The following is a 22,333-nucleotide window of genomic DNA, read 5'->3' on the forward strand; positions in this document are numbered from 1 at the left end:
GTTTTAGGTCAGGGAGTTTTTTCATTCCTCTATCTAATGTCTATCTCGTTCTCTTGTCAAGGGGGTTGAGCAATTACGAAATTAAATACAGAGGTTCTCAGGTGATTGTTCAAGCAGGCGATCCAAAATATCGACTAGGACTAAAGCAGGGACTAAGTGAATCAGAAATCAATTGGTTAACCACAGAACTGAGCCAATGGTTGGGATTAAAAATTAAAAGAACCTATAGCAATCCTACTATAGCAATCCTAAATGATTTGTTGAAAGGTTGCCATAAGTAAAAAGCTTTGGGAAATCAAAAGTTGGGAGATGAGTTACCAACTCAAAATAAATACTTAACGACACTAAAAGATTTGCACAGATGGTAATACAGCGGTTCCCGCTGTATTACCATCGCCAAAACAAAGCATTACCCTCTCAATCTGTGGGATGCGTCCCGCCCCTCCGGTGTATTTTCACAGCAGGTGGGACACCCCACAAGCCTCATCCTCAAATTGTGTAACCCCGATCGCCCCCGCTTTCTCTCAATCTCATGCGACCGTCGGCCCCGATCGCCCGTAAAATGCTATCAAAGGGATTTGGCAAGTAGCACTCATCCCAATCATCTGTTAACTTGGAGATATTGTTGTGGACTTATCGCTAATTCCGGCACAGCCGAAACCAGGACTGCTCAACGTCCTCATCGAAATTACCGCCGGTAGCAAAAACAAGTACGAATTTGATAAAGACTTGCAAGCCTTTGCTCTCGATCGGGTGCTTTCTTCCTCAGTCCAATATCCGTGCGACTACGGCTTCATACCCAATACCTTAGCCGACGATGGCGACCCCCTCGACGGCATGGTAATGATGGATGAGCCCACATTTCCAGGGTGCATAATCGCAGCCCGTCCGATCGGAATGCTGGAAATGATCGACGGAGGCGATAGGGACGAAAAACTGCTGTGCGTTCCCGACAAAGACCCCCGCTACGCTCACTATAAGTCCCTCAAAGACGTAGCCCCCCACCGCTTGGACGAAATAGCCGAATTTTTTAGAACCTACAAAAATTTGGAAAAAAAAGTCACGGAAATTCTGGGTTGGCAAGATGTCGATCAAGTCATGCCCTTAGTGGAAAAGTGCATCGCAGCCGATCGCAAATAAGCCCCTAACCCGCACTCCTCGACTACAACCCGACTAAAAACTCAGGAGGCCGAACTTAAGGCGACCGCTGCACGTCTAGGGATGCAGTCGAGGAACGGGTAGCTAGAAGGTCAAATCAGTCGTGAATGCCGAGTCACCGGAACGGCATTCCTCAAAACCCCACCCCGGCCCCAATCTTGAAAAAAATACTACTCCTAGAGTAAGATTAAGCGCAAATTATACGCCAGGGGAATGCGTTCTACGTTTGAGGAAATTTTACCCTAATACTTAGATAGATCGGCGCTATCTTAATCTCAGAACACAGAACACGCCGGGCAGCCCGCAGGATGCAAAAAATAATCTCTCAAGCGTGACATCTCCTACACGAATCGGTAAGGTTGAGAATTCTAACAGCCCAAGTGTTCGGCACTCGGATGGTTTGCTGATAAAGCGCTTGACTATAGTACAGATTGCTAAAAACTAAACACTAAACACTAAAAACTAAGATTTCAACTCCCAAGTTCCTGCCGCCAAAACTAAAAAAAATGCCAGATTCCGCACCCTCTCTACCTAATTCACAGCCTTCCGATCGCAAAGCCACAATGGAAAATAGTCCTTTGACCGAGTTTGTCGTTCAGTTTTGGGGCGTGCGGGGCAGCATAGCCACCCCCGGCACTAAAACACTTCGCTACGGAGGTAACACCTCCTGTGTAGAAATGCGCTTGGGTAAAAAACGCCTGATCTTTGACGGCGGTACGGGCCTGCGAGTTCTCGGCCTCAACCTGCTGCGGCAAATGCCAGTGGAAGCCCATATGTTTTTTAGTCATACTCACTGGGATCATATTCAAGGGTTTCCGTTCTTTACTCCCGCCTTTATCCCAGGGAACTGCTTTCACATTTACGGTGCGATCGCCCCCAACGGCACTACCATCAAACACCGTCTTGCCGACCAAATGCTGCACCCCAATTTTCCCGTTCCCATCCAGGTAATGCAGTCAGACCTCAAATTCAACGATTTGACGCCTGGGGATATTCTCGAACTCGACGATGTGAAAATAGAAACGGCATTGCTCAACCATCCCAACACTGCGATCGGATATCGAGTCACCTGGGAGGGACACACTGCCGTGTACTGCACCGACACCGAACATTTTCCCGATCGCCTAGACGACAATGTGGTACACCTAGCTCGCAACGCCGACGTGCTGATTTATGACGCCAACTACACCAACGAAGAGTATTACAACTTCAAAACCCCGAAAGTCGGCTGGGGACACTCGACTTGGCAAGCAGGAGTAGAAGTAGCGAAAGCTGCTGGAGTCAAAAAAATCGTGATGTTTCACCACGATCCGGGTCACGACGACAATTTTCTCGATCGTACAGAAGCAGAGGTGCAGGCAGTTTTCGCCAATAGCTGCTTAGCCCGCGAAGGCATGAGCATACCAGTGATTTAACCAAAAATAAATTCAGAATTATGAAACAGGAAAAACCCCGCAAACGTCGCAGAGTAGGCTTGCGGGGGCTTTACTCAACTTTGCTGGTGTTGATAATTGTCTGCTGTACCGGAGGCGGATGGGTTGCAGCTCAGACTGCCTACTCTCGCACTCCGGCGCGACTGGCTCAGGTGTCTTCGATCGAGGATACTGGTACAGTCGATCGCATCCCCGAACGCTACCAACTGGGACAGCAACTGTACCTAGAAAACTGCGCCACCTGTCACATTGCTTTACCGCCCCAAGTATTACCTACAGAAACTTGGCGCCGCTTGCTGCAAGATTCCCAACACTACGGGCAAACCCTCAAACTGCTAGTAGACCCGCCCCGCATCCTAGTGTGGAACTACCTGCAAACTTTTTCTCGTCCCCAAGCCAAAGACGAAGAACTCGCCTACCGAGTCGCCAGTTCTCGGTATTTCAAAGCACTGCACCCCAAAGTCAAACTGCCACAACCCGCAAATATCAGCAGTTGCGTTACTTGTCACCCCGGCGCGTCTCAATACAATTTCCGCAAGCTTACCGCCGAGTGGCAAAACTCTCCGTAACGAAGATTAAATTCGTAATTATATCGGAGTGCGAGGGAGACGCTCGCACTAACCAAAAAACGGCGATCGCATTCTGAACTAGAAACTTATCCAAAGTGTGGGTGCGCTCTTTCAATTCATGCTTACTGGGCATCCCACCTTACAAATAACCTCTCGCTTCGCTTTACCCTCATCAATAACTCTGGTGGCTCAGGGTGAAGTTGGGCGACTGCCGATAACGTCTGCTGCAAAACCCACCAAACTTGCTAGTGGGTTCCAAGCGAGTGGTTAGCTGCAGCTTGAGTAGCATAGAAGTAAAAAATCTGTGCCTTTAACTACTTTTTGAGCAATTGTTATGATATCTTAACTTTACCGGAGGCTAGTTCCGACAATTTAAGAAGTCTGGTTATCAAGTAACCTAATTTATGATTGACAGTAAAAAAATTCGACTGAAATGGGAAAGTTATTGGTTTAAAACCTTTGGGAGATGGCGCTCGTGTGCATTGACCTGCCCAGTAGACAGACCTCATCCTCGGCATATTGTTTGGAGTTGGATTGGCAGTTTTTTGGCAATTACTGCAACGTCCTATCTTGCTGTAAAAACTAATTCTCCTTTACTAATGGCTCCGTTTGGCGCTACAAGCGTTCTCATCTTTGGTGTCCCTGACAGCCCTTTGGCTCAACCCCGGAATGTCATTGGGGGCAATTTCTTAGCTGCTCTCACCAGTTTAATGATTCTGCATTTTCTCGGTTCTTCTCCCTGGGCGATGGGAATGGCTGTTTCTAGTGCGATCGGAATTATGCAGATTACCAGAACTCTACATCCGCCTTCGGGAGCAGTTGCCTTAGTCGTCATGATGACCAAACCAGACTGGAAATTTTTGCTAACACCTGCTTTTGAGGGTTCAATAATCTTGGTCTTGTGCGCCGTCATCTTTAATAATTTAGCTGCAGAAAGGACCTATCCCCAGCACTGGTTATAGCATTATCTCTAATTCTCTCATCCTTCCCTCGGGAGCACTACCCAAAATAGGGATGCTCCCTCAATTCTGACTTCCATCGGACTTCTTTTTTCCATCCGTTACATCCCGGTGGCGTGCTGGGTTGCCGAACTTCCTTGTGCTAGATCAATCAAAAAAAACGGACGGATCGGGGGAAGGTCGAGATCCCTTTTGAAAGCGTTCCCAGGACTCCTTTAACTGAGCCGGCGCTCGATATTCGCGATCGTAAACCACCAGCACATTCGTCAAATTCCGGCCCGGTGGCAATAAAACCTGCCCCTGATGAGCCAAACCCACCGAAGCGCCCCCGTCCAAATTCATCGCTTCCAAACAGCCGATAGCCTGCATAATTTTAGCTTCTGCTTCCAAAGACAAACTATCAATAAAAGTCACCAAAAATAACTTATCTCTCGAAGCCGGAAAGCCGATCGCCGTTCTCGAACCCACACCCAAAACATGAGAATCTTTAAAACCTTCTGATAAAGGAGACAGCCAAACTTTCCCCCCTTTAACCAATCTCGGCCCGCAAGTCAGAGAAAACCAATGTTGAGTCCAATCCGGCTTACCTTCGATTCTAGCCGTCACCATTTCCAATTCATTTCCCGCTTTAATCCCCAAAGTCGTGCCGTAATTTTCCCATCGGCTGTATTTCAGAAACTTACCCGCCACCACCATATTTCCCAGTACAGATTTCTGCTCATCTTTACCAAAAAAAGTCCCGTTAGCAACAACAGCAGCCCGGTAACGCGACACCATATTTTCAAAAGCTTCGTCACCCCGCGTTACTTTAGAAGTATTTGCAAAAGCTGCATCATTAGCTAAGCCAATTGTGAGATAAATTTCCGGGTCTGCGAGGTCAATAGTTGTGAGATAAAAACTTGCGCCAGCTACAGTTTTTCTGCTGACTTTTACAGGTTTTGCTTGCTTAGCAGAACGTTTAATAATTTGAGGTTGAGACGGCTGCACAGCAGAAGAATTTTCGGGCGATTTTACAATAGGATTACTCGGCAGAGGTTGATTGGTTTTTGCTGATTTTACAACGGGATTGCTGGGCAGATGTGGAGGAGTTTGATTTGATTGTATACTTGATAAAAAAGCGAGTGACTTTTGCCAAAGTTGACCCGCGAAAGTCAAGAAACTATCTCGGTTTTGGGCGATCGCAAAATAGTCAGCCGCAACCCGCGCCAAAGCTATGCCCGTTAAAAATAAAAAAGTGCGCCGCAGCATCGGGCGACAACCTTCAGACTGTTTGCGTTTAGACATAAAAAAATCTCAGCTAGGATAGCGAACAGTTTTCTATGGCTGTGACTACAATCGGCGATCGCGCGAATTCTGAAACTACCAGTAGCAAGGTGCGCTGCGGCGCACCTTACCACTAATTCAAAACTCAAAACTATTTCCCTAGCCGGTATTCCGCATCCCTGCAGCAATGCCATTAATCGTCAGCAGAGCTCCCCGCAACAATTCACCCTTGCTGTAACGCGAGTGAATCACCCCTGGAACCCCGCCCCTACCGTGCTGCCGCAAACGTTTCAGCAGCGAAACCTGCAACAAACCCAAAGGCACAATCGTCGCATTTCGCAACTGCACCGAACGCTGCAGCGACGGATCTTCGTCCAACAAACGCTGGTGTCCGGTAATAGTTAAAACCAAACCCCGAATCAAGTGAAATTCCGCAGCAATTTGCTCGAATAAAGTCTGAAAACGCTCCTTGTCAGCAGGCAAAGCTAACTCTTGCACATAGTGTTCTGCAATTTGCAAATCCACCTTAGATAACGTCATTTCCACCTTAGAAATTACCATTCTAAAAAACGGCCACTTCAAGTAGAAATACTGCAAAAGTTTCATGTGTTCTTCCGGTTCCTCCAGCAAAAACTCTTGCAAAGCTGTGCCGACACCGTACCAAGAAGGCAGCAAAAAGCGGCTTTGAGTCCAGCTAAAAACCCACGGAATTGCTCGCAAACCGCTGATATCTTTTTTACCACCCCGCCGGGCCGGGCGAGAACTAATCTGCAACTGGCTGATTTCTTGAATCGGGGTAACTTGGTGAAAGAAATCGACTAAATCCGGCTGTTCGTAAATTAAATGGCGGTAGTGCGATCGCGATCTTGCCGACAACTCCTCCATAATCTCATTCCAAGGGTCGATGCCATCGAAACCAGTGTGCAGCAAACTAGCTTGAATTACCGCCGCCGCTACCGTTTCTAAATTGTAAAGCGCCAACTCCGGCAAAGAATATTTAGAAGCCAAAACCTCGCCTTGTTCAGTAATCTTAATTCGCCCGCTAATACTCTTTCCAGGCTGAGCCAAAATAGCCTTGTAAGCAGGGCCGCCGCCGCGCCCTACCGAACCGCCTCGGCCGTGAAAAATCCGCAACTCTACATTGTATTTTTCCGCAACCATTTGCAAAGCCTTTTGAGCTTTGTGGATTTCCCAATTGCTGCTGAGGAAACCCGAATCTTTATTGCTGTCCGAATATCCCAGCATCACCTCTTGCAATTTGAGAGTTTCAATTGAACCTTGGATATTTTCTGCACTTTTTTCCGCTAATTCCTGCGCGTATCCTCCTGTTAGTAGAGCCATATAAAGCGGTAATTCAAATAACTGCTGCATTACTGCAGGCGCTTTTTTCAAATCTTCCACCGTTTCAAACAGAGGAACTACTTGAAAGCTGCTAATTCCAGTCGCCGGGTCGTAAAGTCCTGCTTCTTTTGCTAACAACAAAACCGCCAGCAAATCGCTGACATCGTGACTCATGCTGATCACGTATGTTTGGCAAATTTCCGGACCAAACTCCTGGTGCATTTGCCTCAATATTCGGAAGGTATTGATCGTCTCGCAAGTTTTGGGAGAAAAGGGTAATTCTGCTGGAATTAAAGGGCGGCGAGTTTGCAGTTCCGTTGCCAGCCAAATAATTCGATCGCCTTCCGACATTTGATTGTAAGACTTGGGCAAAATTTGCAAGTATTCAGCAATTTCGCTCAAAGCGTCGGAGTGTACTGTTGATTCTTGGCGAATATCTAGGTAAGCCAAATTAAACCCGTAAATTTCTACTTGGCAGAGCAGATTTTCCAAGTCCCGACAGCTCAAACCTGTTTCCACTAAATTGTGCTCGATGAGCTGCAGCTCGGCTAAAAAGTCAGCGCCCGATCGATAAAGGCCTGTCATTCCGGGATTTTCTGACAAAGCTTCGCGTTCCCGCTGCAACTCGTCTCCTTTGTAGAGCCGCCAATTGCGATCGCGCGTATTTTCCAGCCGCTGCAGCACGTAGGCCAGCTTCAACCGATAAGGTTCTTGGCGGTAGCGGATCGCCCACTGCTCGTAAACCTCCGGAAATTCCGATCTGTCGCGATCGAGGGATTCGAGCAATTCCGGCAGCACGTCGCTCCAGTGCAGCGACAAACTCAACAGTTCATTGAGGCGTTTCACGGCGTTGATGTACTTACACAGCACCAAATGGCGCTGATAACAAGCTGTTTGCCAAGTAACTTTCGGAGTCACAGAAGGGTTGCCATCCCTGTCGGAACCAACCCAAGAACCAAATTTGCAAAAATTGTAACTAGGCGGTTTCAGATAAGGGTAAGAAGCGTGCAAAGCCTGCTTGAGGCGGTGGTAGAGTTCGGGAATAGCATCAAACAGCACTTCATCGAAGTAGTGCAGAGTATACTCCACCTCATCGAGAACAGTCGGCTTGAACTGGTGCAGTTCGTCAGTGCGCCACCACAGGCGAATTTCTTCCATCAGTTGCTCTTGGAGAGCTGCCGCTTCCCAGCAAGACACCGGGTAAGGGCTTTGAGAGTCGGCCCCGAGCACCTGAAATTTCTCGTCAACTTGGTCTAGCTGTTGGAGAATCTTCGCCATTCGTCGCTGTTTGGTGCGGATCGTGTGGCGGACAATTTCCGTCGGGTGAGCGGTGAATACCAAGCGGATGTCTAACTGATCGATCAAGCGCTGAATTTGCTGGCTGGGCACGTTCAAGCGCAGCAGCATCGGGAAAAGTTGGTGAAAAGTGCCGGCATCTCGAGCGATCGTCTCGCTGCTGTCTGCCTTGCTCAGAGGCGTTTGGGCGGGGTCTGGGCCTTCCCTGTGCCTCGGGCGATCGGGGGCATCCGTTGCTTGTCCAGGCAGCTTAGAAAACATCCGCCCACCAGCGTCGTTGCTGCTAGTGTAAGCTAGCTGTTGGTCTCGCTGTTCGTAGTGCTGTTCGACTATGTTGATTAACTGGAAATACAGTGCAAAAGCGCGAGCGGCGCGGATGGCGGCGTTAAGGTCGAGCTTTTCAATTAGCTGTACGACATTCGACTCGCGAAAGTGAGTGGCCTGTCCCTCGGCGGAATTGACCGATCGCATTTGTTGGAGCAAATCCACCAATTCCTGCCCGCACTCCTGTCGCAGCACCGATTCCCACAAGTCCTCTACTACTTTGAGGCGATTGCGCAGAAACAGGTCTGATTTTGAGTAAGCGGGAGAATAGGAAATAGATGTTGCATCAATAGCCTGTTCTGAAGACTGGAGGACTGAACTCATCGGGCTGTTCCTCAATAGCTGCGGGTGTCAAGAAAATTGTATGGTTTAGTTTCGCCTAAAACACTTTTGTTTGCAGTCAAATTTGAGACAACTTATTGCAACGTAGAAAGTAGAAGGCACTTATGTACAAAGTATAAGGAAAGATTAATTCTTAGGCCACAGATTGTACCTATTGTCAAGCTTTCATATCAGTTGACTTGCGATTTTAGATTTTAGACGCTCAGCCTGAGACGTTCGGCGAGCGCTCAGTTGAGTCGCGCTCAGTCGAACAATTTTAGATTTACTCCAAAGATGAATCTGGGAAGTTAAACTAGGGTCGAAAATTTTTATCTCTCCACGACAGGAGTCGGGGGCTAGTATCCCTTTTTAGGCGGGGTCAAAAAATTAAACTTCTAGCTGCAGCATCCTTCCTTGGTCTTTCTAGTCGTGTGATTGAGGAAAGTTGAGCACGGGGAGGCGCGACCCCCGAAAGACTTCTTCGCTTTCAACGCCGATCGACGCAACAAACTCAGCAGCAGCTTTAGCCACCACCAACCCGCCTAGCATGGGTAAGGCGACCAAGCTCAATAAAATGTCTGAGGGAACTGGCAACTTTGGACTGTTAGGTGTTTTATTTTTGAGCAAGTCTTGGTTTTCCGACGGCATAAATTTCTCCTGTGTCAATCCGTAATCCTCAGTTTACAAGGCAAATAATCATCTTGACCGCTGCTTTCTGACTAATGACTTCTGAACTCAAATCGGGTGACATCGGAATGATATCCTGCAAGCGATCGTCCCCGCGCAGCCAAGTCTATAAATATCTTCTCGCGAGATCTTAAGCTCGCACTCCGAAAAAACGTTTTGTATAAAATCGGCATACTCCCCGAATGATATCGATCGTGCGCCTCTCTCCACGTAGCCCAGCGAAACCACAGCACTACAGTCCGAAAATAATTATTATTCGGATGCAAACGGAAACGATATGACTAATGACGAATAACTTGTTGCTTGGCTTAAGTTGGACATATGTGTGCCAAAATGTCGAGGTATTATCAAAAAAATATTCACCAACGGCTCGAAGCCGAGGGGATACAAGGCAAGACACTAAGTCCAGCATGGCTTAAACCAGACAAAACGGTGAGGCTCGGCAAATCAAATAATTGTCGGTAAAATCTGTAACTGTGCTATTTCTAGAAAACAAAACCAGCTTTGGCAAAATTTAGAGTTTCATGTTGAATGCGAACGGGAGCATATTGGCAGACAATCGATCGAGCGCCTCGCAGTGGGCCGGGGAAGCTTTAGGGCTTCCCGAAGTTCAAGTACAAGCGCGTTTGCGGGGAAATCACCTGCACATTTTGTGCGAAGCAGCGCAGTGTCCGTCTCAAGAATTGGTGACGGCGAGATTTACCAACGCCCTCGAACACACGGATTTAACGCGACTGCTGCCCGATCGACCTAAAATTTACCAGTTGTTTCTGTGCGGCCGCAAAATCGGTTCCCGACAAAATGACTGGACAGTCCGGCTCGATTGCAGCAGTCCCAAGCGACAGCAACAGCAACAGCCACAGCAACCGGAACCAAAAGTTGCCGAAGTGCCGCCGCCAGCGAGTTCCCCCGACGAAACGCCCGCAAGCCCTAAAAGAGGCGGATTTTTCGGCAAATTTAAGAATGACAACCAGAAACTCAAACAGACACCAAAACCAGTAGAAACAGCAGCCCACCCGCCGCAAGTACGGGAAGAACTGGATTTTGACGCCGACAGTCTGCCCATCGCCTCCCGCATTCAATACCCAGAAGCTTTTGAAACTTCCCCCGTGACGATCGACACTTCGGCTGCTGCGACGCGGGAAGCTTTTAGTTCCGCCGTTCCCCCGCAGCAGAAAGCTAACCGTGGCGCGGTGGCTTTGATTCAATCCCCCGAAGCCGACTCAGGCGAGGGCGCTCGCGATGGAACATTAACGGTTTCGCCGGAAACGTTGGCGCGCCGGGGCTATCCAGATGCGATCGCCAGCTATCTCAGCGAAATCCTCGGCCCGATGGGAGTTTCGGTGAAAGTAAGCATTCGCGAAAAAGAACTCAAAACCAGCCGGGAAACCCTGCCGGTGAATGCGCCGGAAAATATCAAGCCCAAGGAACGCCGACTGCTGGTGCTGTGCGAGTCAGCTTACAGCCCAGACCCCTCATTGCTGGCCGAACCCATCGCCGGCCGGCTGCGGAAACTGCAACTAGAGGATTTCCGCGAAGCCGTGATCGCCAGCCAAGTCAGTGGCGAAGCGAAGCCGGACTGGCTGCTGCGGGTGGATTTGACTTCGCCGGACAAAATTCTCAAGGAATGGGCTAGGTGGGGAGACGTACAGTCGATCGCCAAACTGCTAAATCAACACTTGGCTGCATCGAGAGTCGAAGTGCGGGCCACCCTCAAAGAAGCAACCCTCCACCTGTTTTGCAGCAAAACTGCCAAAAAAGGACAAAAGCCTAAACGGCAAGAATACCCGGATAAGCACCAAACCACCGACGCGATCGCCCCTTTGTTAGCCTCCTTTGCACCCCAAGGCATCCGCGCAGCTACTATCTACGGCGTAGAACCAGCCAAAGACTCTCAGGCGGCGCCGGAGTCCCCGGTGTGGATAGACTGGGTAGACTTGCCTGCCGCCCACCACCCCGACTTGGCTGCAAACGCTAGAACGCTGGCGATCGAGGGTGACCAATTAGCTTTGACTTTTTTATTGAACAGGTTGCTCAACCCCAATCTCAAACGCAAGCTGGAAACAGGAGGGATTCGGGCTGTCGTGCTGCAAAAAGCCAACGTGCTGCACGTCATGACAGAAGCTCTGACTTGCCCTTCTCAGTCGAAGGTAGGCCCGCCGGTGGCGAAATTTTTGCGGCACTTACAAATTCCGGGAGTGGCAGGGGTGCGAGTCTACGGACGCCGCGCAGGCCAGAAACTGCCCCTGTGGCGCTACGCAATCGACCTCAGAACCGCTGTTGACGAGGAATCAGCGGCACCCGCACCGGCTCCCTCCCAAGTGGCTGTCTTGGAAAAGGAACCGGTGCCGGAGTTTGCGCCGGCGGAGGATGGGAGTTTTTCGGGTTTGGGCGACAATTTGGTGTTCGATGCTCCGGTGCCCAATTCCTGGCGGCCCCGTTTCAAAATCCGACTCCCCGGATACAATCTGGGCGAGCAGTTAGTTCAAGCTGCGGTGCAACCGCTTGTCGCTTCGGGTTTGTTTGTTCCCAACGATGGTTTATCAACGAATGCTGCGGCGCCGGGGGGCGTGAGAGCCGATCGCGCGGCGGGCATGGCTTTGATTTGGGCGATCGCTGGCTGTGTGCTGACTTTCAATACCGATTGGCTGCTCGGTCTATTTCTGCAATCTGCGACGGTCATTCAAGCTCCTAGCGCCTCCGAAGTTTGCAGCGGGCCAAATTGTCAAAATTCAGCTCCCAAGGCTTTGGGCGACGTTACAGCCCGACTTCCGAACGAAACCGCGAACCCCGTTCCCCCTGCTGATGAGGTGAATTTACCTCGAATTCCGTTGCAACCGTCGCCGGAAGCGAACCAGCAAGAGGCTTTCAATGGCTCTGGGTTTACGAAACCGGGAAATACTAGCGTTCCTGTAGCTGATGTTTCTGCTCCTCCGGTGTTCCCGACTTTGAGGAGCGAGCAGCTTGACGATCAGATAGCGCGCTATCAAGAGTACATTCACCTGCACAAAAAACCGCCGGATATTTTAATTGTCGGTAGTTCGAGGGCACTGCGGGGCATCGATCCGGCGGTTTTGGAAACAGCTTTGGCAGCTTCGGGGTATCCGGGGCTGAGGGCTTATAATTTTGGGGTTAATGGAGCTACTCTCCAGGTTGTAGATTCGATCATCCGCCGGATTTTGCCGCCGCAACAACTGCCGAAATTGTTGGTGTTGGCTGACGGGGCGAGGGCTCTCAACAGCGGGCGGCCGGATTTGACTTTTAGTGCGATCGCTTCTTCGGAAGGTTACAGGCAATTGAGCCGGGGTAGTTTTCTGATCCGCACCAATCAATTAGAATCCGAAACATCGAAGGAAAGCGCCAACAATCCGGTGGCGACTGCCACTGAATTGGTGAACAATTTGGGACAAACTCAAGCTAACGTTCAGCAATTGGTGAGTCACAAGTTGGTTGAGGGTTCTGCAATTTATAAAAAGCGCGATCGACTTAAAGGGTTTTTGCGATCGATCGTTAATCCATCAGCTCCTGTTGCAACCGACAGCCCCCAAACCGCAGCCCTGGGCGAACAAACAACGGAAAATGCCCAGCCAACCGGTGCGAGTAAACCAGTCAGCGAGTATCAACCAAATGGCTTTTTGCCGATCGATATACGCTTCAATCCCGAAACATACTTTCAGAAGCACCCGAAAGTATCTGGTTATTACGACTCCGATTATCAAAATTTTAAATTGATTGGCGAACAAGCTCTAGCACTCAAAAATCTTATCGAATTTACCAAGGTTCGCAACATCAATCTCGTGTTTGTGAATATGCCTCTGACTGAAGATTATTTAGATCCGGTGCGGACAGGTTACGAACAAGAATTCCGGCAATATATGCAAGAATTAGCAGCCCAAAGCGGACTAATTTTCCTAGATAAGAGTTTATTGTGGCCGCAGGCGCGGGAATCTTTTTCCGACCCCAGCCACCTCAACCGTTACGGTGCAGTTGCAGTGTCTAAGCGGTTGGCTCAAGATCCCATGATTCCCTGGCCGGCGAAACAGTAGTTTTGACTTTTGATTTTTGAGTTATTTTAGAAGTTAAAGGGGTCCAGCGTGGCCAGTGCTGCGCGACGATCTCAAAACTATTCTTTCCGGCGGCTAAATACTGAAAATGAAAAGATTGATATTTCCTGAAAATAGCAAAAATACACAGATAAAAAATCCTAGAAAAAATCTGCCTTTGATATTTTTTATATTATCTTTAGCATTTTTCTGCTTCAGTTTGTATAAAGGTTTCTTTTTACCTTTAGCTTTATCCTCTGGGCCCCCCAGCAACGAACAAAGTAGCGAACAGCCAACTCTGGCACCTTTTGAACAGGTGGTTAAAGACGCACAACAGTTAGAGGGATTATTTACTCTTTACCGCAATCAAGCCACTGATAAAGTATATTTGGAAATTAAACCGGAACAACTCAACAAAAAGTTCCTCTGCTTTGTGACATTGGCATCGGGTTTGGGAGAATCGGGCATTTTGAGCGGAATGCCGATCGGCGATTTCTTGTTTCAACTGCGGCGCGTCCAAAATAACGTGCAGTTTGTGATACCAAATATAAATTTTCGCACAAGTCCGGGCGACCCGCAAGCAGGTTCGGTAGCACGGGGATTTAGTGATTCGATTCTCTATTCTTTGCCTCTCAAAAGCATTCATCCGCAAAGACAAACTCTGCTAATCGATTTAGGAGATTTGCTGATGAGCGAAAAACGCGATTTACCAGGGGTAAAAGCGATTTTGCCGATGCTTTTGGGCGCTTCTTACTCGATCGATGCAGACAAGTCTTCTTTTAAAGATGTTAAAGCGTTTCCGCTGAATGTGGAAATTGCTTCTGTCTATGGTTTTTCTAGCGATAATGACAGTGAACTTAACTATTTACCTTCGGTTCCTGACAGTCGGGCTTTTAACCTCCGCATTCACTACAGTTTCTCGGAAGTGCCGCTAAATAACGGCTACCGCCCCAGACTGGCGGACGAGCGAGTAGGCTATTTCCTCACAGCATATAAGGACTTTTCTGACAAGAATAGCCGGGAGCCTTTTGTGCGCTATATCAATCGCTGGCATTTGCAAAAGCAAATCCCGACGGCGCCGATGTCGCCTCCCGTGCAGCCGATCGTCTTTTGGATTGAAAATAATGTGCCTCCCGAATACCGAAACGCAATTCGCGAGGGCGTTTTGGAGTGGAACAAAGCTTTTGAAAAGGCAGGTTTTACTGAGGCAATTCAGGTCAAACAAATGCCGGACAATGCTAAATGGGACCCGGCTGACGTTCGCTACAATACTATCCGCTGGTCGAGTTCTTTTGAGCCTCAGTTTGCCGGCATTGGGCCGTCTCGCACTAACCCGCTGACGGGGGAAATATTGGATGCTGACATTCTGTTGGATGCTAATGTTGTACGGGAAATCAAACAGGGCTATCGGTCTTTGGTGGAACAAAATCGATCGCTATCTAAGAGTTTTCAAGGGCGAAACGGTTCTAATACCAATCCCTGTCAGTTCGGGATGTATTCTCGCTATTTGAATGTGCTAGAAAATGGGGATTTAGGAAAAAGCAGCGGGGAAAATGCTCAAGGTGGAATGGCTGATGATTTGCCGACTTTGGTAGAAAGATACCAAGAGCAAAAGCGCTCGCCTTTATCGCGGTTGATGTCGAGTTCGGATATGTGTTTTGGGTTGGAATCGAGCCGCCAGTTTGCGATGGGGGCAATGTCGATGGATCTGTTGCAAAATGCAGCGCCTAGCAGTGGGGCGATTGACAATTATGTTAATCAATATATCAGATATTTGGCGGCGCACGAAGTCGGTCACACTCTTGGTTTGAGGCACAATTTTCACGGGAGTACGATGCTGCAACCGGAGGATTTGAACAATACTCAGGTAACTCGCACGCAAGGTATGATTGCGTCGGTGATGGATTATGTACCGATTAATTTGGCACCTGCCGGAACTGTGCAGGGCGACTATTATCCAACGATTGTAGGGCCTTATGACGATTGGGCGATCGAGTACGGTTACAAGGTGATTGGCGGCGTAAACCCGAACAGCGACTTACCAGCGCTGCAACAAATTGCCAGTCGCGCTGCCCAAGCCCAATTAGCTTACGCGCCGGATGAGGATTCTGTCGATCTCGATCCCGCTGCAAATACTTTCGATCTCAGCGCTAATATGCTGAGGTATTCGCAATGGCAATTGGATAATGCTAGGGCGATGTGGAAGCGTTTAGAAAAGCGAATTCCGGTTGGGGAAGACGGTTATAACGAACTGCGGGTGATGTTTGATTCGGTGTTCGGGTATTATGTCAACCAAGTGATGAATGCTACTTTGTATGTGGGGGGACAGTCGTTTAGTCGGATTCGCCCTGGAGATACTAATGCGAAGTTGCCGTTTGTGCCGATCGAACTTTCTCAGCAGCGAGAAGCTTTAGCAACATTAGAGAAGTACGTTTTTGCACCGGATGCGTTTAGTTTTGCCCCGGAATTGCTCAACAAATTGGCGCCTTCGCGCTGGGATCACTGGGGAAGTCCGGCTTTGGTGTTTCCTCTAGATTACCCGATCGGCGATCGAATTACTTTTTTGCAGCGGTTTGTGTTGCGAGTTTTGCTATCTCCGACGAGGCTGGCGAGGCTGCGGGATGCGGAGTTGAAATCGGCGCCGGAAACTGCTTTGAGGTTGCCGGAAGTGTTGGATACTGTGCAAAAGGATATCTGGCAAGAGGTTTTGCAGCCGGAAAAGAAGATGCAAATTTCAACTTTTAGGCGTTCTTTGCAGCGGGAACATTTAGCAATCTTGATCGGAATGGTGCTGCGAAAAACGAGTGTTCCAGAGGATGCGCGGAGTTTGGCTTGGTACGAGTTGCGGCAGTTGCGGGAGGGTTTGAGCAAGAGTATTCGGAATTTGGATCGGAATGCTGATGCTTATACGCGGGCTCATTTGGAGGAAACGCGCGATCGAATTTCTAAGGTTTTGAATGCACAGATTCAGTCAAATTAATCTGGGCATTTGTACCTCATAACAGCGGGAACCGCTGTAAGTCCCATTAGTTGTAGGTGCCTGGTAAAAAAACGATTTCTACGTCACTGGCTCGCAAAAATTAAAATTAGGAGTAAGTGACAAGCACTCACCCCTACCATCTTTTTGATGCTTTTTAAGCTACTAAAAAATTTAGCAATCAATCATCACAAAAGCGACACCATTTATACTAAAAATACTTGTCGATGTTGAGGGTCAAAATCATGAATGCTCCGAGCAAATGACCTGCGCTCATGCAAGCCAAAAATGCCGGTACGCTAACATTGTTGAACAAAGAGGGGAAGGGTAGAGGCATTTTCGGTCCGACGTGGGGATGCCAAATTCGGCGGCTGAGAACTAGCAATGCTAATATATTGCAAACAAACATCACTATTGGTTTTTGCCAATTTCCTGATGCTGTGTCAGCCAAAGTCGATTCTACTACTGCCAGTAAATTTGAGTTAATCATCGTTGATGCTCCTATTATTCATAAATTATCAGAAATGCTCGATGAGATTTATTGCCAAAAATACAGCAGGGGCGATCGCCTTTACGCAATAAATATCTGTTGCTATTAATATTCACCGCGCCAGCGACAGCGCCCCCACCCCTAATCATCGAATTACAGCAAGAAGTCTTTTAATGCCATTCAAAAGTAACGAAAGATACAAAGGAACCAAACCATACTCGCTGCCATTTGTAACTTTTAGCCTGTCTGGCAGTGGTGGCATTTACTCACGCTGCCAGACAGGAAATACCGCTACTCATTACTGAGCAATGTAGGTAGGCAGAAAGTGAAGTATGTCACGGAGAACGCTAAATCCAGCGGCGTCCCAGAGCAAATAAGCTAAGAAACCGATCATCGCTAAGCGACCGTTCCAAAGTTCTGCTTGCGGGTTGAAGCCAAACAAAAAGGCATTCCGATCTTTGCCGTTGTAAGCATTAGCTGTAGGAGGCAGGTTAGTAGGACGAGTTTCCATGTTTTTACATTCCTTAACAATGTTTCGCTTCTCATGGTAGCGGCCTAATTTCTGCTTTGCTATCTGTCTCTAGGCCCAAGATACACACAAGTCTAAAGGAGGATTTGGAAACGGAAAAAAAAATGTTAAGTTTTGTTTCGCGAGATTTTTCAGCGATCGCCTGTATCTCTGGATACTAAATACAACTGGCAGTTGAGATTGCTACTGTGACAAGCCCGATCGCGCTGCAGCGACAAACAACGGCGCTTTTGACTCGTCAGTAGATTTGAGATTTGAGATTTACTCTACAGATGAATCTGGAAGCTCTAAAATTTTGGCAGACTCACGACTGTTGTCGGAAAGCAAGTATCCGTTTTTGAGCTCGCTCAGACTGAATCCGCGAAATCCTAGAAGCAAGAAAATTTAGTAAATTTAAACTCAAAAGCCGAACACATAGCGCGGGAGTTAACTAAAATAAGAGATAAACAGATCGATCGGGAGAAACAGTTATCGAAACCATCTACGGCAATCTTCAAGGTTTAAAGTCCAGCCAGCTCAAGCAACTCGAAAAGCTTTACCACCAGCGACTACCGGGCGATCGCATCACCACTGCAGAATTCGCCCAGCGCGTCGCCGCCATCAGCACGGAAATAGACAAACCAATCTGCACCTACATCAACCGCCGCGGACAAGTAATTCGCGTCGGCGTCGGTACACCCCGCCAAACGCAGATTGCGCCCCTAGAATTGCCCCGCTACGGGGGAGGTCGCCTCAGCGGCATTCGCTGCATCGCCACCCACCTCAAGCCAGAAACCCCAAGCGAAGCAGCCCTCACAGCAATGGCAATTCAGCGCTTGGACGCCCTCGTTTGGCTGACACTGAGCGGCGGAGGATTTCAGCGCCGCGGCGGCGGTGCGACTGGTTACATCCAAGAAACTTATCTCGCTCACCTGATACCCCAGGGAGACCAGCCAAATTTTGAGTTCTCTGTTTTGAGCGCTCAGTTAGAACCAGATGCAACTGATGAAATAGAAGAGTCTTCAATTCAAAAGTCAACAATCAAAACTCAACACTTTCCCTGGAAAATATCAGAACCGCTGAATTTGGACGAACTCGCCGACCAAGACTTTCTGGATTTGGTGGAAGGACTCGAAGCAGAGTTTCAAGCAGAGTTTGTCGCAAAGCAGGTCGATGCTGACCAAGACAAAGTGCTGTTGGTAGGTGTAATGACTCAGCACATGACTCAGTTGGAGTTTGAGGACGGGCTCGCAGAAATCACGCGGCTGGTTGAAAGCGCTGGGGGTCAGGTGCTGCAAACAGTGCGCCAAAAACGATCGCGCCCCCATCCGCAAACAGTGGTCGGCGAAGGCAAAGTTCAGGAAATTTCCCTCACTGCTCAGACGATTAGCGCTAACCTCGTGGTATTCGATCGCGACCTGGCCCCCGCACAAATACGGAACTTGGAAACTCAGATAGGTCTTCGCGTTGTCGATCGAACAGAGGTAATTCTCGACATCTTTGCCCAAAGAGCTCGATCGAGCGAGGGTAAATTGCAAGTCGAACTCGCTCAGCTAGAGTATGCCCTGCCCCGGCTCAGAGGTCGCGGTCAGGCAATGTCGAGACAGGGTGGTGGCATCGGTACCAGAGGCCCAGGGGAAACCAAGCTAGAAACCGAACGGCGGACGATCGCCAAACGCATTTCTCGATTGCAGCAAGAAGTAAATCAACTGCTGGCGCACCGGTTTCGGCTGCGGCAGAACCGCCATCATCACGATGTACCCTCAGTGGCGATCGTCGGCTACACCAACGCCGGTAAATCGACTCTGCTTAACCTGCTCACCAATTCCGAGGTCTACGCCGCCGACCAGTTATTTGCCACCCTCGACCCCACAACTCGACGGTTGACCATTCCCGGCGTCACCGGGGAACCCCTGTCGATCGTCCTCACAGATACAGTGGGCTTTATTCGCGAACTGCCCCCCGCCTTGATCGACGCTTTCCGGGCTACCCTCGAAGAAGTCACTGACGCCGATGCTTTGCTGCACCTGGTCGATCTCTCCCATCCCGCGTGGCAGAGCCAAATTCGATCGGTCATGAATATTTTGGCGGATATGCCCGTAACTCCCGGGCCAGCCCTTGTAGTTTTTAATAAAATCGATGCCGTAGATGAAGATACTCTCGCTCTCGCCCGAGAAGAGTTTCCTCAAGCCGTATTTATTTCGGCGGCCAAAGGTCTCGGGATGGAAACTCTCCGCGATCGACTAGCTCAGCTCATTCAATACGCCCTCTACCCTCGGTAAATACTTAAATATTCCTTTTGAATAGTTGACATGGGGGAATATACGTACATATACTGAGGACAGATCTAGTCGAACTGTGAGATTATAAAAGAGTAGTCAGATTGTGCATTGCAAAGTACAATACAGCATCTCTATTTTGCGATCGGTTCAATAATTAATTTCCGGAGGTCGCGGTCAAGGTAAAAAGTCAAGGTAAAAAGACTCTTTGTTAATGGCTGTAAGGGCTGTTGGTTCAGAGGTGGCAAAAATAATGATGTTGCTTAACTCTGTGCAAACTACCTGTGCAAACTAGCTGTGCAAACCACAGTACGGGATGTCAAGGTAAAAGAGAATAATATTATTAAAGTGTTTGGGCACTCACCTCAAGCGCTATACTATTTTTACAGACGTCCGTGAGAGAATACATCCATTTATTGTAAGAACTCTAAAATCCTTGCCCGTCCCTTGCCCGTCGTACAGCGCTAATCTCTAGGACTATTTCTATTTTTCGATTTTACCACTGTTTAACTAAATAGTTATGTGTACGCCACTGGCAAAACTAGCAATTGGACTCTCTGCCACGCTGGCAACAGCGTTTTACTATCTAGCTGCCGCCCCTCCGGCAGCAGCAGTAGATGTGTGCGGTCCGGGAAATTATTCTAGTGCCTGTGCCTCCAGCCAGACATCAACAACAACGGAACCCAGCCCGCAATTGGCGCCGCAGTCGAGTTTGTCCCAAAAAATCTACACAACCACACCTTCGAGAAACTCAACTTCTATTCCTGAACCAGGTACTGCGATCGCAGTCCTACTGACAGGTGCAGGAATGATCTGTTCGTCGTGCAGAAAGCGAAACAAGCAGGTTGGTCCGCAGCGCTAGACAGGCTGAGGACCAACCTGTTTGCCTTCCCACTGTCTCCGTTTATTTAAGCATGGGTATTTGTTTACTTAATATATAAAATAATAAAAAGTTGTATAAAAAATAACTTCACACCTAGCTTGTGCGCTGCAAATAGAGCCGGATGTTGAAGGAAGAAAACTATAGCGACTTCAGTCAGGGTAAAAAAAGAAGCAAGAAGGCAATTTCACTTCCCGGCAAGAGTTTCAGCAATGAATAACTTCCGGTGCCAACAAAGATAAGGTTGCTATATATAATAAAAATTAAAAAATAAAAATAAAAATAAAAATTAAGATTGGTTAAGATCAATCCTTCCGATAGCTTTTGAGAGTCAACCGTATAATAAGGCTTTCAAGGCTCCAAGGCAAGTTGACTACCAACGAAAAATCAATGGTTTCAGCCTAGGAACTAAAAACAGTCCGCACTAGGGTTAAGATTACAATTAAAAAATATTGTTATTGCTTGAGCGTCCATGACCCCTAAAGTAGAAATTTACACCTGGAGAACCTGCCCGTTTTGCGTTCGTGCCAAAGCACTGCTAAAGCGAAAAGGGATTGATTTTACAGAGTACGCGATCGACGGAGATGAAGCAGCACGGGCTCAAATGAGCGATCGAGCAAACGGAGGCCGTACCCTGCCACAAATATTCATTAACGACCAACACATAGGTGGCTGCGACGACATCCACAAACTCGATGCTCAAGGCCAGCTAGACCCGCTGCTAGCAGCAAAATGAGGCATTCCCTGTCGAATTTTCAGTTAGCCCAAATTTTCCTGCGACCAATTCTTAATTTTAATTGACAATGAAATTTGCATTCATCATCGATCCCCTCGCGCGACTAATTCCAGGACACGATACCAGCGTAGCGCTGATGGAAGCCGCTCAAGAGTTGGGTCACGAAGTCTGGGCGACTCAAGCCAACGAACTAAGCGTCATCGGCGGCAAAACCTGGGCAATGCTGAGTCGGGTAGCCCTGACCCCAGTAAAAGTGGTAGATGGACGCTGGGAGGCTGCTGAGGCTTGGTACGAGGTGGAACAGCCTACTTTGCAGCCTCTCGAAGCAATGGACGCAGTATTTATGCGGACAGACCCACCAGTCAACATTCCTTACCTCTACGCTACTTACCTTCTAGACGGCATCGATCCTACTAAAACTTTGGTAGTTAACAGTCCCAAAGGATTGCGGGCGGCGAATGAAAAAATGTATGCTTTGCAATTTGAAGGAGCGATCCCGGAGACAATTGTTTCTCAAAACAAACAGGTAATTCGGCAATTTGTTGAGAAAAAAGGAGCGGCAGTTCTTAAACCCTTGGGTGGCAAAGCTGGGGAGGGGATTTTGTTTCTGGAAGCGGGCGATCGCAATCTCAACTCCCTGGTGGAAATTAGCACTCAACAAGGGCAAATTCCAGTGATGGTTCAGACCTATCTGCCGGAAGCAAAAGAGGGAGATAAACGGATTATATTGTTGAACGGCAAGCCAATCGGTGCTATCAACCGCATTCCCACCGGCAATGAATTTCGCGGCAACATGGCCGTCGGCGGCCGAGTCGCAAAAACAGAAATTACCGATCGCGAACTGCAAATTTGCTCTCAGTTAGAACCCGTGCTGCAACGGGACGGACTGTACTTTGTCGGCATTGATATTATTGGCGGTTATCTCACAGAAGTTAATGTCACCAGCCCTACAGGGATCAGAGAAATTGACTTGTTTGACGGCGTTAGTTTGGGCAAACAAGTAATTGAATGGGTGGAGAAGGAAGAAGGAAGAAGGAAGAAGGATGAAGGATGAGGGAAGAAGCCAAGC

General features: G+C 48.5%; 15 protein-coding genes and 1 pseudogene. 11 read left to right on the forward strand and 5 right to left on the reverse strand.

The window, feature by feature from the left end; genetic code table 11:
* The 5 genes and pseudogenes from QUA33_RS21135 to QUA33_RS21155 all read left to right on the forward strand — a co-directional run.
* Positions 1-281: pseudogene (locus QUA33_RS21135) on the forward strand (hypothetical protein); the annotation flags it as partial.
* A 346-nt stretch (positions 282-627) separates the two neighbouring features.
* Entirely contained in the window at positions 628-1,140 is a 513-nt protein-coding gene (locus tag QUA33_RS21140; RefSeq protein ID WP_006634582.1) for an inorganic diphosphatase, read from the forward strand.
* 524 nt (positions 1,141-1,664) lie between these two features.
* A complete protein-coding gene (locus QUA33_RS21145) occupies positions 1,665-2,573 on the forward strand; it encodes an MBL fold metallo-hydrolase (protein WP_333099609.1) in 909 nt (302 codons plus the stop codon).
* Positions 2,574-2,593: 20 nt separating this feature from the next.
* The gene (locus QUA33_RS21150) at positions 2,594-3,160 is read left to right on the forward strand and encodes a diheme cytochrome C (protein ID WP_333150899.1); all 567 of its coding nucleotides are present in this window, start codon (positions 2,594-2,596) and stop codon (positions 3,158-3,160) included.
* Positions 3,161-3,564: 404 nt separating this feature from the next.
* Complete coding sequence (locus tag QUA33_RS21155; RefSeq protein ID WP_333099607.1) at positions 3,565-4,122, forward strand: HPP family protein; 558 nt, start codon at positions 3,565-3,567, stop codon at positions 4,120-4,122.
* A 144-nt stretch (positions 4,123-4,266) separates the two neighbouring features.
* Here the strand turns inward: QUA33_RS21155 and QUA33_RS21160 are convergent, their stop codons facing one another.
* The 3 genes from QUA33_RS21160 to QUA33_RS21170 form a co-directional block, all read right to left on the reverse strand.
* Positions 4,267-5,403, reverse strand: coding sequence for a phosphodiester glycosidase family protein (locus QUA33_RS21160; protein ID WP_333150901.1), 1,137 nt, complete (start codon positions 5,401-5,403; stop codon positions 4,267-4,269).
* 138 nt (positions 5,404-5,541) lie between these two features.
* Positions 5,542-8,667 (reverse strand): phosphoenolpyruvate carboxylase, encoded by a 3,126-nt coding sequence (gene ppc / locus QUA33_RS21165; protein WP_333150903.1) that lies wholly within the window; start codon positions 8,665-8,667, stop codon positions 5,542-5,544.
* Positions 8,668-9,087: 420 nt separating this feature from the next.
* The gene (locus QUA33_RS21170) at positions 9,088-9,312 is read right to left on the reverse strand and encodes a hypothetical protein (protein WP_333095759.1); all 225 of its coding nucleotides are present in this window, start codon (positions 9,310-9,312) and stop codon (positions 9,088-9,090) included.
* Between the two features lie 563 nt (positions 9,313-9,875).
* Between QUA33_RS21170 and QUA33_RS21175 the strand changes: the two genes are divergently transcribed.
* A complete protein-coding gene (locus QUA33_RS21175) occupies positions 9,876-13,397 on the forward strand; it encodes a hypothetical protein (protein WP_333150905.1) in 3,522 nt (1,173 codons plus the stop codon).
* Positions 13,398-13,503: 106 nt separating this feature from the next.
* Positions 13,504-16,374, forward strand: coding sequence for a zinc-dependent metalloprotease (locus tag QUA33_RS21180; RefSeq protein ID WP_333150907.1), 2,871 nt, complete (start codon positions 13,504-13,506; stop codon positions 16,372-16,374).
* A gap of 208 nt (positions 16,375-16,582) precedes the next feature.
* On the opposite strand, the gene QUA33_RS21185 is transcribed toward QUA33_RS21180, so the two are convergent.
* Both QUA33_RS21185 and QUA33_RS21190 read right to left on the reverse strand, forming a co-directional pair.
* A complete protein-coding gene (locus QUA33_RS21185; RefSeq protein WP_333150909.1) occupies positions 16,583-16,861 on the reverse strand; it encodes a Photosystem I reaction center subunit PsaK in 279 nt (92 codons plus the stop codon).
* A 298-nt stretch (positions 16,862-17,159) separates the two neighbouring features.
* The gene (locus QUA33_RS21190; RefSeq protein WP_333056696.1) at positions 17,160-17,372 is read right to left on the reverse strand and encodes a chlorophyll a/b-binding protein; all 213 of its coding nucleotides are present in this window, start codon (positions 17,370-17,372) and stop codon (positions 17,160-17,162) included.
* 641 nt (positions 17,373-18,013) lie between these two features.
* Between QUA33_RS21190 and hflX the strand changes: the two genes are divergently transcribed.
* The 4 genes from hflX (at position 18,014) to gshB (ending at position 22,318) form a co-directional block, all read left to right on the forward strand.
* Positions 18,014-19,651: a GTPase HflX gene (hflX, locus tag QUA33_RS21195; RefSeq protein WP_333150926.1), complete on the forward strand. Its 1,638-nt coding sequence runs from the start codon at positions 18,014-18,016 to the stop codon at positions 19,649-19,651.
* A gap of 517 nt (positions 19,652-20,168) precedes the next feature.
* On the forward strand, positions 20,169-20,510 hold the full coding sequence (locus tag QUA33_RS21200) for a PEP-CTERM sorting domain-containing protein (protein ID WP_333150910.1): 342 nt from the start codon (positions 20,169-20,171) through the stop codon (positions 20,508-20,510).
* A gap of 490 nt (positions 20,511-21,000) precedes the next feature.
* Positions 21,001-21,264, forward strand: a complete 264-nt coding sequence (gene grxC, locus QUA33_RS21205) for a glutaredoxin 3 (RefSeq protein WP_333150911.1) — start codon at positions 21,001-21,003, stop codon at positions 21,262-21,264.
* Positions 21,265-21,331: 67 nt separating this feature from the next.
* A complete protein-coding gene (gene gshB / locus QUA33_RS21210) occupies positions 21,332-22,318 on the forward strand; it encodes a glutathione synthase (protein WP_333150913.1) in 987 nt (328 codons plus the stop codon).
* Positions 22,319-22,333: the final 15 nt, after the last annotated feature.

The sequence above is a fragment of the Microcoleus sp. Pol14D4 genome (assembly GCF_036701245.1).
GTDB lineage: Bacteria > Cyanobacteriota > Cyanobacteriia > Cyanobacteriales > Microcoleaceae > Microcoleus.

Coding starts and splice junctions, on each gene's coding strand:
- QUA33_RS21145 (WP_333099609.1), top strand. CDS start 1,665: ATGCCAGATTCCGCACCCTCTCTACCTAATTCACAGCCTTCCGATCGC.
- QUA33_RS21150 (WP_333150899.1), top strand. CDS start 2,594: ATGAAACAGGAAAAACCCCGCAAACGTCGCAGAGTAGGCTTGCGGGGG.
- QUA33_RS21155 (WP_333099607.1), top strand. CDS start 3,565: ATGATTGACAGTAAAAAAATTCGACTGAAATGGGAAAGTTATTGGTTT.
- QUA33_RS21160 (WP_333150901.1), bottom strand. CDS start 5,403: ATGTCTAAACGCAAACAGTCTGAAGGTTGTCGCCCGATGCTGCGGCGC.
- ppc (WP_333150903.1), bottom strand. CDS start 8,667: ATGAGTTCAGTCCTCCAGTCTTCAGAACAGGCTATTGATGCAACATCT.
- QUA33_RS21170 (WP_333095759.1), bottom strand. CDS start 9,312: ATGCCGTCGGAAAACCAAGACTTGCTCAAAAATAAAACACCTAACAGT.
- QUA33_RS21175 (WP_333150905.1), top strand. CDS start 9,876: ATGTTGAATGCGAACGGGAGCATATTGGCAGACAATCGATCGAGCGCC.
- QUA33_RS21180 (WP_333150907.1), top strand. CDS start 13,504: ATGAAAAGATTGATATTTCCTGAAAATAGCAAAAATACACAGATAAAA.
- QUA33_RS21185 (WP_333150909.1), bottom strand. CDS start 16,861: ATGATTAACTCAAATTTACTGGCAGTAGTAGAATCGACTTTGGCTGAC.
- QUA33_RS21190 (WP_333056696.1), bottom strand. CDS start 17,372: ATGGAAACTCGTCCTACTAACCTGCCTCCTACAGCTAATGCTTACAAC.
- QUA33_RS21200 (WP_333150910.1), top strand. CDS start 20,169: ATGTGTACGCCACTGGCAAAACTAGCAATTGGACTCTCTGCCACGCTG.
- grxC (WP_333150911.1), top strand. CDS start 21,001: ATGACCCCTAAAGTAGAAATTTACACCTGGAGAACCTGCCCGTTTTGC.
- gshB (WP_333150913.1), top strand. CDS start 21,332: ATGAAATTTGCATTCATCATCGATCCCCTCGCGCGACTAATTCCAGGA.